Source organism: Trichococcus sp., assembly GCF_049684335.1.
Classification (GTDB): domain Bacteria; phylum Bacillota; class Bacilli; order Lactobacillales; family Aerococcaceae; genus Trichococcus.
In genome coordinates, this window is the sequence record NZ_JBAVFV010000013.1 from 1 (window position 1) to 15,061 (window position 15,061).

14 protein-coding genes and 1 other annotated feature are annotated in these 15,061 nt (G+C 46.4%); of the genes, 2 read left to right on the forward strand and 12 right to left on the reverse strand.

Annotation, left to right across the window (positions count from 1 at the left end):
* Window positions 1–474: 474 nt before the first annotated feature.
* From msrA to rsmG, 12 genes are all read right to left on the reverse strand, one after another.
* The gene (gene msrA / locus WBM30_RS03630; protein ID WP_424899424.1) at window positions 475–1,017 is read right to left on the reverse strand and encodes a peptide-methionine (S)-S-oxide reductase MsrA; all 543 of its coding nucleotides are present in this window, start codon (window positions 1,015–1,017) and stop codon (window positions 475–477) included.
* A gap of 74 nt (window positions 1,018–1,091) precedes the next feature.
* Complete coding sequence (gene serS / locus WBM30_RS03635) at window positions 1,092–2,393, reverse strand: serine--tRNA ligase (protein ID WP_424899425.1); 1,302 nt, start codon at window positions 2,391–2,393, stop codon at window positions 1,092–1,094.
* Between the two features lie 52 nt (window positions 2,394–2,445).
* Window positions 2,446–2,678: a binding site (T-box leader), on the reverse strand.
* A 98-nt stretch (window positions 2,679–2,776) separates the two neighbouring features.
* Window positions 2,777–4,120, reverse strand: a complete 1,344-nt coding sequence (locus WBM30_RS03640) for a serine hydrolase (protein WP_424899426.1) — start codon at window positions 4,118–4,120, stop codon at window positions 2,777–2,779.
* A 116-nt stretch (window positions 4,121–4,236) separates the two neighbouring features.
* Complete coding sequence (locus WBM30_RS03645; protein ID WP_424899427.1) at window positions 4,237–5,376, reverse strand: sensor histidine kinase; 1,140 nt, start codon at window positions 5,374–5,376, stop codon at window positions 4,237–4,239.
* 56 nt (window positions 5,377–5,432) lie between these two features.
* On the reverse strand, window positions 5,433–6,125 hold the full coding sequence (locus WBM30_RS03650) for a response regulator transcription factor (RefSeq protein ID WP_424899428.1): 693 nt from the start codon (window positions 6,123–6,125) through the stop codon (window positions 5,433–5,435).
* Window positions 6,126–6,305: 180 nt separating this feature from the next.
* Window positions 6,306–7,790, reverse strand: a complete 1,485-nt coding sequence (gene guaB / locus WBM30_RS03655; RefSeq protein ID WP_424899429.1) for an IMP dehydrogenase — start codon at window positions 7,788–7,790, stop codon at window positions 6,306–6,308.
* 271 nt (window positions 7,791–8,061) lie between these two features.
* Complete coding sequence (locus tag WBM30_RS03660) at window positions 8,062–8,748, reverse strand: DUF1129 domain-containing protein (protein WP_424899430.1); 687 nt, start codon at window positions 8,746–8,748, stop codon at window positions 8,062–8,064.
* Window positions 8,749–8,909: 161 nt separating this feature from the next.
* The gene (ychF, locus tag WBM30_RS03665; RefSeq protein WP_424899431.1) at window positions 8,910–10,010 is read right to left on the reverse strand and encodes a redox-regulated ATPase YchF; all 1,101 of its coding nucleotides are present in this window, start codon (window positions 10,008–10,010) and stop codon (window positions 8,910–8,912) included.
* A 50-nt stretch (window positions 10,011–10,060) separates the two neighbouring features.
* Window positions 10,061–10,267 carry a DUF951 domain-containing protein gene (locus WBM30_RS03670; RefSeq protein ID WP_086628836.1) on the reverse strand — a complete coding sequence of 69 codons (207 nt, stop codon included), beginning with the start codon at window positions 10,265–10,267 and terminating at the stop codon, window positions 10,061–10,063.
* A 37-nt stretch (window positions 10,268–10,304) separates the two neighbouring features.
* Entirely contained in the window at window positions 10,305–11,198 is an 894-nt protein-coding gene (locus tag WBM30_RS03675; RefSeq protein WP_424899432.1) for a ParB/RepB/Spo0J family partition protein, read from the reverse strand.
* Window positions 11,188–11,952: a ParA family protein gene (locus WBM30_RS03680; RefSeq protein WP_424899433.1), complete on the reverse strand. Its 765-nt coding sequence runs from the start codon at window positions 11,950–11,952 to the stop codon at window positions 11,188–11,190. The genes WBM30_RS03675 and WBM30_RS03680 overlap by 11 nt, the downstream gene beginning before the upstream one ends.
* A gap of 315 nt (window positions 11,953–12,267) precedes the next feature.
* Entirely contained in the window at window positions 12,268–12,984 is a 717-nt protein-coding gene (gene rsmG, locus WBM30_RS03685) for a 16S rRNA (guanine(527)-N(7))-methyltransferase RsmG (protein WP_272161924.1), read from the reverse strand.
* Between the two features lie 455 nt (window positions 12,985–13,439).
* Here rsmG and WBM30_RS03690 point away from each other — a divergent pair, with 455 nt between their 5' ends.
* Both WBM30_RS03690 and WBM30_RS03695 read left to right on the forward strand, forming a co-directional pair.
* Window positions 13,440–14,279, forward strand: a complete 840-nt coding sequence (locus WBM30_RS03690) for an ABC transporter permease (RefSeq protein ID WP_424899434.1) — start codon at window positions 13,440–13,442, stop codon at window positions 14,277–14,279.
* On the forward strand, window positions 14,272–15,051 hold the full coding sequence (locus tag WBM30_RS03695) for an ABC transporter permease (RefSeq protein ID WP_424899435.1): 780 nt from the start codon (window positions 14,272–14,274) through the stop codon (window positions 15,049–15,051). The genes WBM30_RS03690 and WBM30_RS03695 overlap by 8 nt, the downstream gene beginning before the upstream one ends.
* Window positions 15,052–15,061: the final 10 nt, after the last annotated feature.

Below are 15,061 nucleotides of genomic sequence, written 5' to 3' on the forward strand. Positions count from 1 at the left end.
TAATTTTTTGCTGACTTTATGTTTGCGATACTACGTATCGTCTTCGTTTGCTTCGACCGAAGTCTAAGCTCCTTGCACATTTGGTTCGTTCATTCTTCATTCAGTTTTCAAAGGTCTAATGTGTCGCACGCTCTCACGTGACAACTTCTATATAATACCACTTGCGGAACCAATTTGTCAACAACTTTTTCAAAAAATGTTATTTTTATGAATTGGTCTGAAAGTTCATACGGCATCAACAGACGTGGATACTTTTTACGGTTGTCCGTTTGGCCGGTCAACGAATATCAATCATACCTGTGCTAGTGGTTTTTGGCAAGTCTTTTTTGATAATTTATTTTTTTTGTCGCATGCTAAAATTAAAACCTCCTTGGAATAGGCCAATACTGCTATTGGCAGCAAAAAAGAAGAGCCCTACCAAAGTGATTTCTTCGGAAGGACTCTTCTTTACTATTTGTTGTCTAAGAAAGCTTTCTACTTTTCCCAATGCGATTCGATATACGAATCTCTGCCTGAATGGGAACGATACCCATGATAATGCGCACTGCTTTTTTTGTAGAAATCCTGATGATATTCTTCTGCCGCATAAAACGGTTGTGCCGGTTCGATGGAAGTCACGATTGGTTTAGTGAATTTCCCGCTATCCTGCAGCGCTTGTTTCGAAGCTTCTGCTATCTCTTTTTGTTCCGGTGAATGATAAAAAATAACCGGACGGTAAGAAGCACCGCGATCTACGAACTGACCCATGGCATCGGTAGGATCTGTCTGCTGCCAGTATACCTCCACTAAATCTTTGTACGGAAACAAAGCTGGATCAAATGTAATTTGGACGGCTTCCGTATGCCCGGTTGTTCCGGTGCACACTTCTTCATAGGTCGGATTCTCTTTATGTCCGCCCGTGTAGCCGGAAACAACTGATTCGATGCCCGGAAGGCTATCGAACGGCTTGACCATACACCAAAAACATCCCCCGGCAAAAGTAGCTTTTTCCAATCTTGGTTTTGTCACTTTTATCATTCCTTTCGTACGCATTTTCGTCTGAAATGATTGTATCACATGACCAAAAGCTTACTCGCATATCTTGCTTGCGATCAGCGTTTGTTGCTTGCGTTTTCTTTGGTTATTTTCGTGATGCCGCCCATGTATGGTACAAGTGCATCAGGGATCGTGACGGAACCGTCTTCGTTTTGATAATTCTCAAGTATCGCAGTCACCGTGCGGCCGACAGCCAACCCTGAGCCATTTAACGTGTGCACAAATTCCAGTTTCCCTGTTTCTTCGTTGCGGTAACGGATTTTCGCGCGGCGGGCTTGGAATGCCTCCGTATTTGAACAAGAACTGATTTCCCGATAGGTATCTTGAGCTGGGATCCAGACTTCTATGTCATAAGTTTTGGCTGCGGAGAAGCCCATGTCACCCGTACATAAAGTGATGGTGCGGTGCGGCAGGTTCAAGCCTCTCAGTACAGCTTCAGCATCGTCCGTCATTTTTTCCAATTCTTCATAGGAAGTTTCCGGTTTGCTGAATTTCACCATCTCCACTTTATGGAACTGGTGCATCCTGATTAAGCCTCTTGTGTCGCGTCCTGCGCTTCCGGCTTCAGAACGGAAAGACGGACTCATCGCCGTGAAATAGACAGGCAGTTCCGCTTCATTCATGATTTCATCGCGGTAATAGTTCGTCAAAGGAACTTCTGCTGTAGGGATCAGCGTGAAATTGCGCTCATCCGTCAACTGGAAGACATCCTCTTTGAATTTTGGGAATTGTCCGGTACCGAACATGGAAGCTTCATTCGCCATGTAGGGAGGGATGATTTCCGTGTAGCCATGTTCTTCGGTATGCAAATCCAGCATATAGTTGTAGCAAGCGCGTTCCAGGCGAGCTCCTAGGCCTTTATAGAAGACAAAACGGCTTCCGGTCACTTTAGCGCCACGTTCAAAATCCAAGATATCCAATGCCTCGGCGATATCATAGTGGGCTTTCGGTTCGAAATCGAACGCGCGTGGCGTCCCCCATCTTCTTACTTCCACGTTGTCCTCTTCGTCCGCACCGACTGGAACGGAGGCATGCGGCAAGTTAGGCAATCTTGTTGCGATGTAGGTCGTCTTCTCTTCGATTTCATTCAGTTCTTCATCCAATGCTTTGATTTTATCGCCGACTTCTTTCATTTCGGCAATCTTATCATCCGCATTCTCTTTGTTGCGTTTCAATTGCGCAATTTCCTGGGAAACGCCATTGCGGTATTGCTTCAAGTTTTCCGTCTCAACGATTTTTTCCCGACGTTGCGCATCCAATTCCTTGAACGTCGCCAATTCTTCCGTTTTCACACCACGTCCAGCCAACTTTTCTGCAGTGGCTTCAAATCCATCCCTCAAAAATTTTACATCCAACATATGCTTTCCTCCTCATTATGTGTACAAAAATAGCCACTCCATCCCTAGAACAATCTGGGACGAAATGGCTTTAACGTTCGCGGTACCACCCAACTTCAGCCAATCCCAAATAGGTCTGGCTGCGCTTCATTGCGTTAACGGACGGATCCGGAACAATTTAGTCAATTTCTTGTTTTCATTGTTCGCTTCATGTGGGGATTCAACAGGTGAAGGGTCAGTTCTCACCGAACCACTGACTCTCTGGGGCGCTTCACACCATTTACTGGTCACATGCATGGCTTTCTCTATTCAATTAGACTAAGCTTCGATACACTCATTTTACTGAACAAACCCTATGCTGTCAACAAAGCAGCCGGTCCAGATTAGCTTGCATCTATTCCGGATCAGTCAAAGAATCCTCCGACAAAATCGGATACCGTTTGCCAAGCTTTACCGAACAAGTCTCCGACAACGCGGCCGCCGCGCACAAAGATATTGGCTTTCTCGACGCTGCTTGCCACTGCGACATTGACATCCTCGGAAGTCGTTCCATCCAGATAGCCCAACTCATCGCCTTCGACCGTCACAGCGACGGATCCGACTTCTGTGCCTTTTTCGATAGGCGCTTCAATCTCGCCGTCCTCATTCAGGCTCTCTTCCGCCGGTGTGAAAACAGTTGTAAGCGCGAGCTCTTCAGCACCTTTTTCGGTAACGGTCACAAGGTCTGCGTTGTAGACAAGCCCGACCTCAGTTTGCTTCCCTTTGGCCACGGTAATCGGTTCTTGCGTGGAAACAGCATCGCCTTTTGCCGCTACCGTCGTCTTCTCGAAGGTCGAGAAGACATAGTCCATCAAACGTCCTGTTTCTTTAAAGCGTTTGGTGCTCTCATCAGCGCCGATGACCACGGTGATGATCCGCATTTCATCTTGCATTGCGGTACCAGTAAAGGATGCTCCGGATTCCAGCGTTGTTCCGGTCTTCAGACCGTCCACACCTTCACGGTAATAAAACATACCAGGCAACATCAAGTTGTAGCTGTGCATCAAGATTTCATCGGAGGTTCCCGCTTGGAAAGCCAACTCCGGAACGGCAGTCGTTTCCAAAACTTCAGGGTAATCATCGATCAGATGATCCGCAACCATCGCGACCCCGCGCGCAGTCATTTTGTTGTATCCATCAGCCGATGCACCTGGATAAAGATGTGCTTCAGGCATATCGCTGTTCGACAAGCCGGTTGCATTATAGATCTCATAGTTTTCTACTCCCCACTCATCCAACTGAGCCTTCATCAGATCGACGAATTTCGCTTCGGAACCAGCCAAAGCTTCTGCCAAAGCAATCGTCGAACCATTTGCAGAATAGATCAATGCGGATTGGTACAATTCTTCCACAGAATAAGTGATGTCCTGACGCAAAGGTACATTCGAAAAATTGTAGTTCTGGCTGACTTCATAGACATAATCACTGACGGTGATTTGCTTGTCCCAAGTCAATTTGCCTTCTTCGATGGCTTCCAGTATCAAGTAGATGCTCAGCATCTTTGTCATTGAGGCTATGCCCAGCGCTTCTTCCCCATTTTGGTTGACAAGCACTTTGTCGGTCTCATCTTCTATCACGAAAGCTGCTTTCGCATCGACAGAAGGTTGTTCAGCAGCCAAAGCAACCGGTGCTGCAAACAAGCTGTTCGCCAATACAGAAGCAGCCGATAGTGTTCCCATAATCATTTTTCTGTTTTTTATAGTTATCATTGTCTGTAGTTATCTCCAATCAGTCATATCGTTCGGTTCATACACCCTTCTATGTTAGCGGAAATACTGTGAAAAGACAACCAAAAAAAGGAACGTACCCAGAAAGCGTACGTTCCTTATTCATTGACAGGCGGAGTCTGTTTCAAAGGGAGATGCAGCACGAATTTAGTTTCCACCTCATCCGATTCCGCATAGATATACCCGCCATGAAGCGTGACGATGCTTTGGGCGATCGCCAGCCCAAGTCCGGTCCCGCCGGTCTCTTTCGAACGGGAATTTTCCACCCGATAGAAGCGACCGAACAATTCCTGCAGCGATTCTTCAGGGATACGTTCCCCGTTATTTTTCACGGCAACAATCACCTCAGAACCTATCTTTTCCGCTTCGATATGTACCCAAGTGCCGCCATGCGCATACTTGAGGGCATTGGAAATGAGATTATTGAAGACACGGGCCATTTTATCGACATCCATTTCGATCATCAAAGGACTCGTCTTCATGATCACTTCGGTCTCCATATGGCGTTTGCGCGACTCCAGTTCATAATCCGCGACGATCTGCTCCAAAAAGTTCCCGATATTGATTGTCTTCAACAGCAGCGGAGTCGTCGGTTGCCGCACTTTCGTGTATTCGAAAAGATCATCGACCAGCACCTTCATCTGCAGTGCCTTTGTATAAGCGATATGGATATAACGCAAAGCATCCTCTTCACTCGTGAATTGCTTGTCCTCTATCAATCCTAGGTAGCCGATGATGGAAGTCAAAGGGGTGCGGATATCGTGACTGACGTTCGTGATTAATTCATCTTTCGATTGCTCAATTTTCCGTTCCTCTGCCATCGCTTGGACCGTGCTCTCCACCAGCGTATTGATGCTGTCCACAACATCAACATAGCTGCCGGCATTGTTTGCGTCAATCCGATGATCGAAGTGCCCCGCTGCGATATAATGCAACTCGTCCAGGATATGCGTCAGCTGCATCTGCTTGTATCTCCTGGCCAAACGCCAACCGGTGAAGATGGCCGCAAAAATCGCCGCTATCCATTGGAAAACATTATCGTAAATGGTCAAAAATGCGTCAACCACCATTACGAATCGTCTTAAGGAGGGAATTTCCCTCAAGAAAGCGGGAGGGGTCGCGACCAGTCGGTTGAACATCAGCTCCATCCCGATGTAGAGCAGATAAACGATGCCGAGCGTCAAGGCCCCTTCAAAAACGAGTTCACTCAATTCTTTCTTCTTCAACTTGTTAAACAAAGCTGCACCCTCCCGACTCAGCTGATTTCCTCAGGCCAGCCTGCATGCAGGTCTGGCTATTCCCCAATCTTATAGCCCACACCCCATACTGTCTGGATGACTTTCTCGCCGCCTGTAGCCTCTTCAATTTTATCGCGAAGATGGCTCACATGCACCATCACGGTTTTGGCCGACACGATGCTTTCCTGTTGCCAAACACGTTCAAAAATCTCATCGGCACTGAAGACGCGATTCGGATGGCTCGCCAATAAATGCAGGATGCCGAATTCCAGCGCGGTCAATTGGATGCTCTTTCCGTTCAGTGTCTTGACTTCATGGGAATCCTTCTTGATGATCAGCGGGCCTATCTCAATCGAGTCCAGCTCTGAAGCATCCACCTGCATATTCGTCCGGCGCAATAGCGATTTGATGCGGGCCATTACTTCCAGCGGGTTGAATGGCTTGGAAACATAATCGTCCGCACCTGTCGTCAACCCTTGGATTTTATCCATGTCTGTGGATTTGGCGCTCAACATCAGAATCGGGATCGGGTTATTCTGTTCCCGTAGCTCCCTCACCACCGATATGCCGTCTTTTTTTGGCATCATCACATCCAAAATGATCAATTGGATGTCCACGTTTTCCTCAAGCTTGCGGAAAGCATCGGTGCCGTCATAAGCCTTGATCGGATCATACCCTTCATTTTTGCAATAGATGCTCAGTAAATCCACGATTTCCCTGTCGTCATCGACGATCAAAACTTTATTCATATTAGGACAACCCTTTCCCCAAAATATATATTTTCCCTCATCGTACCAAATTCTTCTAAATTTTTGCTTAAGGAAGCATAAAGAAATTCCATTTTAATTATATCAGAAAGCTCCAACAAAGCGTGAACATAAAAAAAATGCCCGGGAACAGTGTCCCGGACATTTTGATTTCTTGCATTTTTATCTTTGGATGGAGTAGTTTGGTGCTTCTTTTGTGATTTGGATGTCATGCGGATGGGATTCGATCAATCCGGCACCGGACATCTTGATGAATTGCGCATTATCACGAAGCTCTTGCAAATTAGCTGCACCGACATAACCCATACCGGAACGGACACCACCGAGCAATTGGAAGATGATATCGCTGGCTGCCCCTTTATAGGCTACACGACCTTCGATACCTTCCGGCACCATTTTCTTCGCTTCATTTACGCCGCCTTGGAAGTAACGGTCGCTTGAGCCTTTTTCCATCGCTGCCAGACTGCCCATACCACGGTAAGTCTTGAAACGGCGGCCTTGGAAAATTTCAAATTCGCCCGGAGACTCATCCGTACCAGCCAACATGCTGCCCAGCATGACTGCGTGTCCACCGGCAGCCATAGCTTTGACGATGTCTCCCGAATACTTGATTCCGCCGTCAGCGATGATGGCTCTGCCGTATTCTCTCGCTACGCTTGCAGCATCATAGATAGCTGTTATCTGAGGAACACCGACACCGGCTACGACACGAGTCGTGCAGATGGAGCCCGGTCCGATTCCGACTTTGACTACGTCGACCCCGACATCAAACAGTGCGCGGGTTCCTTCTGCAGTCGCTACGTTTCCGGCAATCAAGGTTGCTTCAGGGAATTGTTCGCGGATTTCTTTAATTTTACGGATAACGCCGGCGCTGTGGCCATGCGCTGTATCGATGACGATTGCATCTGCACCTGCATCTAATAAGGCTTGGGCGCGTTCGAATGTATCACTTGTCACACCCACTGCAGCCGCAACGATCAAACGGCCGTGTGCATCTTTTGCGGAATTGGGAAACTCGATTACTTTTTCGATATCCTTGATCGTAATCAAGCCAGCCAGACGGCCGGTTTCATCGACTAAAGGCAGTTTTTCAATTTTGTATTTTTGCAGAATGGATTCAGCATCTTTCAAAGAAGTCCCTACAGGAGCGGTAACCAAATGTTCTTTGGTCATGACATCGCCGATCGGAACTTGGTAATCTGCAATGAAGCGCAGATCGCGGTTCGTCAAAATCCCTACCAACTTGCGCTCTTCCATATCGTTAACGATAGGCACGCCGCTGATGCGGTATTTGCTCATCAGATTCTCTGCTTCAGCAACCAAGTGATCAGGAGTCAGGAAGAATGGGTCGATGATGACGCCACTTTCGGAACGTTTTACTTTGTGCACTTCTTCAGCCTGCGCTTCGATGGTCATGTTCTTGTGGATGACGCCCAAGCCGCCTTGGCGAGCCATTGCTATTGCCATTGCTGCATCGGTTACAGTGTCCATACTTGCGCTTATTATAGGAATATTCAAGTGTAAATTTTTAGCTAAATCAATCGATAAATCCACATCGTTAGGTAATACATGGCTTTCAGCCGGGACTAATAATACATCATCAAAAGTAAAACCTTCTTTAGCGAATTTTGTTTCCCAATTTGACATTTTCGATGAACACTCCTTTTTATTTTGTGCTGATTTTTATCATCTAAAATACCACCACCAACAACCTACGTCAAGCGCAAACCTCCCTTTATCATAAAATTCTCATATAGAAGCGTTTTTATCGAATGCTGTTGATTCGCGACTGCCGTAACGTTCGGAATTGGCACTTGCGTTTGCATTCAGGGATTCATATACAGTTTTTTTCTGTCAATATACGAAAATAGCCGAGATACAAGTTTTATTTGCATCTCGGCCTCCACCACCTGACGGCCTACAAAATGCCGCCCACGATATGATATTTTTTCTTCAGATATACTTTTGCGCCAAAACCTACACCAGCGATCCCAAGGTACAACCATGCAGGCAAAGCGATATTGATTGTGGCTGGAATAAGCATCATGGAAACAGTCATGATGAGCATCCAAAGCAACATAGCGCCCGTCGTCGCAAAGATATATTTCCCGAAGCCTTTTTCACCTTTTGGTGCATCCGGATTCGGTGTGTATTTGGAGATGATGAGCATGGCGATGCCGCCTACGATAAAGTTCAGGATCAAGCTGATCAGACCCATTCCGATTACGTCTTCTCCACTGTTTGTCAGCAAGGAGACCCCTGAAATCATCGCGAAAAGAGACCCCAGCAATAAGCCGCCATCCAAAGCGATCAACCAATCAGTCGAACGTACTTTCAGTTCGTTGTCTGTCGGATTGACCAGGATGTTTGATGCGCACTCAGACACTGTGCCGTATAATTGGCGGGCAGTTTTACCGGTTTTTTGGGCTTCCAACAATTCCCGCATCATTTTGTTGTAGATTTCCTCTCTGCGTCCATCTTCCAGGTTTGCAGCTCTCAAGGTTCTGTCCAGCCCCAGCATGTATTGTTCATTTCTCTTTGTCAAACTCTGCCATAAGGCTTTGTTTTCGACCTTCATTTGTGCAACGCTCTTCGTTTCTTCCAATGGTAAATCCTCCCTTGATTACATGCGGCATGCTTTATAGAACGGTTCTGAATCCTAGAGTTCTCCGCCTAACGCTGTTCAGGCCCACTCAGCCAAAACCGGGCTGCTTGGTCCTGACCTTCGTTAGTGCTCAAACTCTGAACTCAGGATTCATCACACTCTTATACGTTAAAGCGGAATTCCATTACGTCGCCGTCTTGGACTACGTAGTCTTTTCCTTCAAGTCTTACTTTCCCTGCTTCTTTGGCTGCTTGCATGCTGCCGTAGGCCAACAGGTCATTGTAAGAAACTGTTTCGGCACGGATGAACCCGCGTTCGAAGTCGGAATGGATGATTCCGGCTGTCTGCGGTGCTTTCATCCCTAGCCTGAATGTCCAGGCACGGACTTCTTTTTCGCCTGCCGTGAAGTAAGTTCCCAAGCCAAGCAGCGTGTAAGCTTTTTGGATCAGTTGATCAAGCCCAGATTGTTCGATGCCCAACTCCGATAGGAATTCAGCTTTTTCTTCATCATCCAATTCAGCAACTTCTTCTTCGATACGGGCACAGACGGTAACAACCTCTGCGCCTTCTGTCGCTGCAAAATCACGGACAATTTTCACCATTTCATTGTCTCCGCCGGCTATTACGTCCTCTTCCGAGATGTTTGCGACATAAAGAACAGGTTTTGTCGTCAAAAGGAACAGGCTTTTCACAAGCGGTTCTTCTTCAGGTGTGAATTCGATTGTGCGTGCGGATTTACCTTCTTCCAAAGTCGTCTTGATTTTCTCCAGGATTTCCAGTTCGCGGACAGCATCCTTATCTTTCGTGCGAGCGATTTTGCTAATGCGTGTGTAGCGTTTTTCGATGGATTCCAAATCCGCAAAAATCAATTCCAAGTTGATGGTTTCGACATCATCCAATGGATCCACTTTACCGCTGACGTGTGTGATGTTGTCGTCTTCGAAACAACGGACAACATGACAGATGGCATCCACTTGACGGATGTTGGCCAAGAATTTGTTCCCCAGACCTTCCCCTTTGCTTGCGCCTTTTACGATTCCGGCGATATCCGTGAATTCAAAAGTTGTTGGGACGGTTTTTTTGGGTTTCACTAATTCTGTTAGTTTATTCAAACGTTCATCGGGAACTTCGACCACTCCGACATTTGGATCGATCGTCGCGAATGGGTAGTTTGCGGCTTCCACTCCCGCTTTGGTGATGGCGTTGAACAAAGTGGATTTACCGACGTTCGGTAATCCTACGATTCCTGCTGTTAATGACATTTCTTCACACTCTTTCCACTTATATTGCTTTTATTTATTCCTTTAAAGACCTATTCGACAGTTTCTTCTGCCTTAGTCAGTACTTTTTTCATTTTCTTCTCGAATTCACGGCGTGGCATCATGACCATCTGCCCGCATTTCAGGCATTTGATCCGGATGTCCATACCCATTCGGATGATTTCCCATGAGTTGTTTTTGCAGGGATGCGGCTTTTTCATTTCCACCACATCATGCAATCCATAATCTTGTTGTACCAAGGCTAGCTACACCTCTTTCTGATGTCTTCGTCTATTCTTAATCGTCCAGGGAAATTTGCAGGATATCCAAAATCCGGGTCAGGTCCGCTGGAGAAAGGTATTCGATCTCGATTTTGCCTTTTTCGCCCTTGCTGGATATTTGTACGGATGTCCCGAATTTGTCCATCAAGCGTTCTTCGCTCTCTTTGATGTATACTGGCTTCGTTTCTTTTTTCTTCTTGGTTGTCTTTTTAACGACGTCTCCGGGATTATTCAGTTGTTGGACCAGCAATTCCAGATGGCGCACAGTGATGCCTTCTTCGGCAGCACGTTTCGCTAATTCGCTGATCAATGATTCATCGTTCAAGCCTAAAAGCGTACGGGCTTGCCCCATGGAGACCAATCCCTCTTGCAGCATCCGCTTGACATCTTGCGGCAGATTCAACAAACGCAGGTGGTTGGCAATGTATGGACGGCTCTTGCCTAATCTTTGGGCTACATCCACTTGCGTAAGACTCAGCTTGTTCATCAAGGTTTGGTAGCCTTCTGCCTCTTCCAGCGGAGTCAGATCTTCCCGCTGGAGATTTTCCAGAATGGCGACTTCTATCATTGCTGTTTCGTCAAATTCCCGGACGATTGCCGGGACTGTTGTTTTGCCGGCCAAGCGGGACGCGCGGACGCGGCGTTCGCCTGCAATGATTTCATAGCCTTTCACACTGGATTGACGCAGGATGACCGGTTGGATGACACCGTTCAGCATGATCGAATCAGCCAATTCCCGCAAAGTCGAGTCATCGAAGGTTTTTCGTGGCTGGTAAGGGTTGGGACGTATTTCGTCTAAAGGAATCTCCTGTACCTTCTCTGTCGTTTCATCAATCTTCTCGATATCTTCAAAGTTGCTGAAGAGCGCGTCGATGCCACGTCCTAGCCCTTTGCTGTTTTTATTCGCCATCTGCTAACACTTCCTTTGCCAACTCAAGATAAACTTCCGCTCCTTTTGAACGGATATCATAGTCAACGATCGATTGTCCATAGCTTGGCGCTTCCGATAAGCGGACATTTCGTGGAATGATTGTCTTGTATACTTTTTCTTTGAAATATTTTTTGACCTCATCAACGACCTCGAAGCCGAGATTCGTCCGGGCATCCAGCATCGTCAATAATACCCCTTCCAATTTCAGGTCCTTATTGAAATGCTTCTGAACCAAGCGGAAGGTGTTCAACAGTTGACTCAGCCCTTCCAAGGCGTAGTACTCGCACTGTACCGGAATCAATACCGAATCACTGGCAGTGAAGGCATTGATCGTCAAATGCCCCAGCGATGGCGGGCAATCGATGAAAATGAAGTCGTATTCGTCACGCAACGACTGCACTGCCTCATAAAGGCGCGCTTCACGATGCGGCTGATTCGTCAACTCGATTTCGGCTCCTGCCAATTGGATGGTTGCCGGCACGACCCATAAATTTTCCCGTGAGGATTCTCTGATGACATTCTCGATGGGCTCTTGGTTCACTAATACATCATATATATCTTTTTCAACATCTGCTTTTGAAATGCCGAGTCCGCTGGTGGCGTTCCCCTGGGCATCACTATCTATCAATAACACTTTTTTGCCTAAGTAGGCCAAAGAAGCTGCTAAATTGACGGTGGTCGTCGTTTTTCCGACGCCGCCTTTCTGATTTGCGACTGCAATAATCCGTGCCATCTATTCTCCTCCACTTTCTTTCTTTCATTTGAAGCTGCTGTACCGCCGTTCTACTTTTTTGCCTAAAAAAAGAGAAAAAACGATACCTGCGCCTTTTCTCCTACGCATTTCTTCAAAATGAATCATCATTTATCGCTCAGTATGTCTATTTATAAAAAAGGCTATAACTTTACCAGACTATTGTAACAAAAAAATTTGGAAAAATATAGGATAGATAAAACCGATGCCATAAAATCGCTTTATGATCGCAGCTCAAACCCAAAAAGCCCGGCCTGCCTGCAAAGAAGCAGATGGTCGGGCCGTTCCTTTTCCGATTTACAATGGATTTTTGTTCGGTGTCCCGGCTTTTCTAGGGTAGGTCTTCGGTGTTTCTTTCGTTTTCTTAATCTTCACGATATGGCGTTCGCCTGCATCATTCGGCAGTTCAAAAAAGATATCCTCTTCGAGTTTGCCGCCCAGAGTTGCGATGGCGCGCTCTGCATCGCGGAGCTCTTCTTCCGTGCTTGCCGCTTTCATCGCGACAAAAGTACCGCCTTTTTTGGCCAAAGGCAGACACAGTTCGCTCAGGACGCTCAAGCGCGCGACCGCACGAGCCGTCACCACATCGAATTGGGCACGGAATTTCTTGTTCTGTCCAAAGGTTTCTGCACGATCATGGAAACAGGAGACACCCGTCAAACCTAATTCGGCAACCAACGTCTCCAGGAAGGTGATCCGTTTGTTCAATGAGTCCACGATCGTCACCTGCAATTTAGGGAAGGCAATCTTGAGGGGGATGCTCGGGAATCCGGCACCAGCACCCACATCGCAAAGCGTGACTTCTTCTTCAGTGAAATCCATATGGAATCCCAATGAAATGGAGTCATAGAAATGCTTCAGATAGACTTCATCCGGCTCGGTGATGGCCGTCAGGTTGATTTTTTCGTTCCATTCGCGCAATAGGCGCAAATAGGTTGCGTATTGTTCGAGTTGCGTTTCATTCAAAAGGATCCCTTTTTCGGCAAGGGCCTCGGCAAATTGTTCTGGATTCATAGGTGTTTCCTTTCATCATTGGCTTCGTCTGTTTTTCTACCTCTCTACTTTATCCTGAAAGAGCGGTCTGTACAAGGGATTCTTGTAGTTTCTCTTACTGAGCAATCTTTTGATTGAAACGGAAACTCTCGTCCTACTCTTTCAGTGCGTCAGCCTGATTGCGGCAAACGCGAACATTTATCAGAAATCGCTGTGCTGATGGTTAGGATTAAATCGAACATTGTCAAAAAAGCTGAAAAATTTATAACTGACCAGACAAAATGAACAAAACACGAACTTTCAACATTAGTTTTTTCTAATTTGTTCGCTTTATCCTTGAAATAAGCCGAACGATTCTATATAATCGGCACTATATTATTTTTTGTTAGTGGTTGGATATTTCCAAACATCCTTTCTATGTCCTCCAAACCCGGATAATATAAATAGGTTGTTCACTAAAAAGGAGGAATTACTGCATGTCGTCAAAATCGATCCCGTACATGCTTATCGCACCGGGATTCATCCTGCTGATCGTCTTTCTCGTGTTGCCATTGGTCTCCATTATTTGGCCGACATTTTTTGATGGCAACCTGACTTTCGCATCCTATAGCGCTTTTTTTCAGGACTCTTATAATGTGAGCATCTTCATGCGCACGTTGCGGATTTCGTTGATTGTCACCTTCTTTTGCGCGCTGCTTGGTGTACCTGTTGCCTATTATATTGCCAGAGTCGATAAAAAATTCCGCAGCTTGATGATGGCGTTGGTCTTGTTTCCGCTTTTGACCAATTCGGTTGTCCGCAGCTTCGCCTGGATCAATATTTTGGGCCAAAAAGGGGTAATCAACAACCTTTTGATGAACACAGGCATCATCGACTCACCGATCCCTATGCTTTACAGCGAATTCGCGATCACAATCGGATCAATCTACCTGTTCCTCCCGCTGATGGTGATCACCTTGGTCGGGATCATCGAAAATATCGATACCGAAATCATGGAGGCAGCAGAAACTCTGGGTGCTAATCGTTTGACCGCCTTCCTGAAGGTGATCCTGCCATTGAGCGTACCGGGCATCATCGTTGGCAGCATCCTGGTTTTCACAGGAACATTGACCGCCTATACGACGCCGCAATTATTGGGCGGAAACAAAAACATGATGCTGTCGACATTCCTGTACCAAAATGCCATGACCTTGGGCAACTGGACAAATGCCAGCGTCATCGCACTGATCATGATTGTAACTACTCTGATCATCATGAAGATCTTCAATCTGATCGCATCCGTCATCGATAAGCGAGGTGATGAACAACATGCGTAAAGAAAAGGGGCTTACATTCTTTGTTTCAATGATTTATGCATTCCTGTTCATCCCTTTGTTCATTATTGTGGTCACTTCTTTCGGCGAGAACCCGACCATCCAATTCCCAATTGAAGGATTTTCTTTCAAATGGTATGCAAACGTCTTCGAAAATGCCGCTTTCGTGAACAGCTTCCTGTTGAGTCTAAAGATTTCATTCTCTGCCACCATCCTGGCACTCCTAGTCGGAGTTCCCGCATCTTATGCCTTATCCCGCAATAACTTCATGGGCCGTGAGTGGTTGAAAAACTTTTTCCTTTCGCCGACCATCATACCCGGCGTCGTTGTCGGCTACTCGCTGTTCCAGTTCATTGTCATCACCCTGCAGTTGCCTGTTTTCCAAGGTCTCTTGTTGGGACACTTTTTGGTCAGCCTGCCTTACATCATCCGCGTCGTAGGAGGTAGCCTGGAACAGTTGGATTTCTCGATTGAAGAAGCCGCTTGGACATTAGGCAGCACGAAAGCGGGGGCTTTTTTCAAAGTAATTCTGCCGAACATTACATCAGGCATATTCGCCTCATTCATGTTGGCATTCATCAATTCCTTCAATAATATTCCTGTTTCTCAGTTTTTATCAGGTCCTGGGATTTCTACATTACCGACTGCTTTGATGAGTTACGTTGAATATAACTATGATCCGACCGTCTCGGCCCTTTCGGTACTTTTGATGTTGGCAACGATCGTGTTGATGTACCTGATCGAAAAAACGCTCGGATTGTCCTCGATCACCTGATTTTTTTAAC

Coding starts and splice junctions, on each gene's coding strand:
- msrA (WP_424899424.1), bottom strand. CDS start 1,017: ATGATAAAAGTGACAAAACCAAGATTGGAAAAAGCTACTTTTGCCGGG.
- serS (WP_424899425.1), bottom strand. CDS start 2,393: ATGTTGGATGTAAAATTTTTGAGGGATGGATTTGAAGCCACTGCAGAA.
- WBM30_RS03640 (WP_424899426.1), bottom strand. CDS start 4,120: ATGATAACTATAAAAAACAGAAAAATGATTATGGGAACACTATCGGCT.
- WBM30_RS03650 (WP_424899428.1), bottom strand. CDS start 6,125: ATGAATAAAGTTTTGATCGTCGATGACGACAGGGAAATCGTGGATTTA.
- guaB (WP_424899429.1), bottom strand. CDS start 7,790: ATGTCAAATTGGGAAACAAAATTCGCTAAAGAAGGTTTTACTTTTGAT.
- ychF (WP_424899431.1), bottom strand. CDS start 10,010: ATGTCATTAACAGCAGGAATCGTAGGATTACCGAACGTCGGTAAATCC.
- WBM30_RS03675 (WP_424899432.1), bottom strand. CDS start 11,198: ATGGCGAATAAAAACAGCAAAGGGCTAGGACGTGGCATCGACGCGCTC.
- WBM30_RS03680 (WP_424899433.1), bottom strand. CDS start 11,952: ATGGCACGGATTATTGCAGTCGCAAATCAGAAAGGCGGCGTCGGAAAA.
- rsmG (WP_272161924.1), bottom strand. CDS start 12,984: ATGAATCCAGAACAATTTGCCGAGGCCCTTGCCGAAAAAGGGATCCTT.
- WBM30_RS03690 (WP_424899434.1), top strand. CDS start 13,440: ATGTCGTCAAAATCGATCCCGTACATGCTTATCGCACCGGGATTCATC.
- WBM30_RS03695 (WP_424899435.1), top strand. CDS start 14,272: ATGCGTAAAGAAAAGGGGCTTACATTCTTTGTTTCAATGATTTATGCA.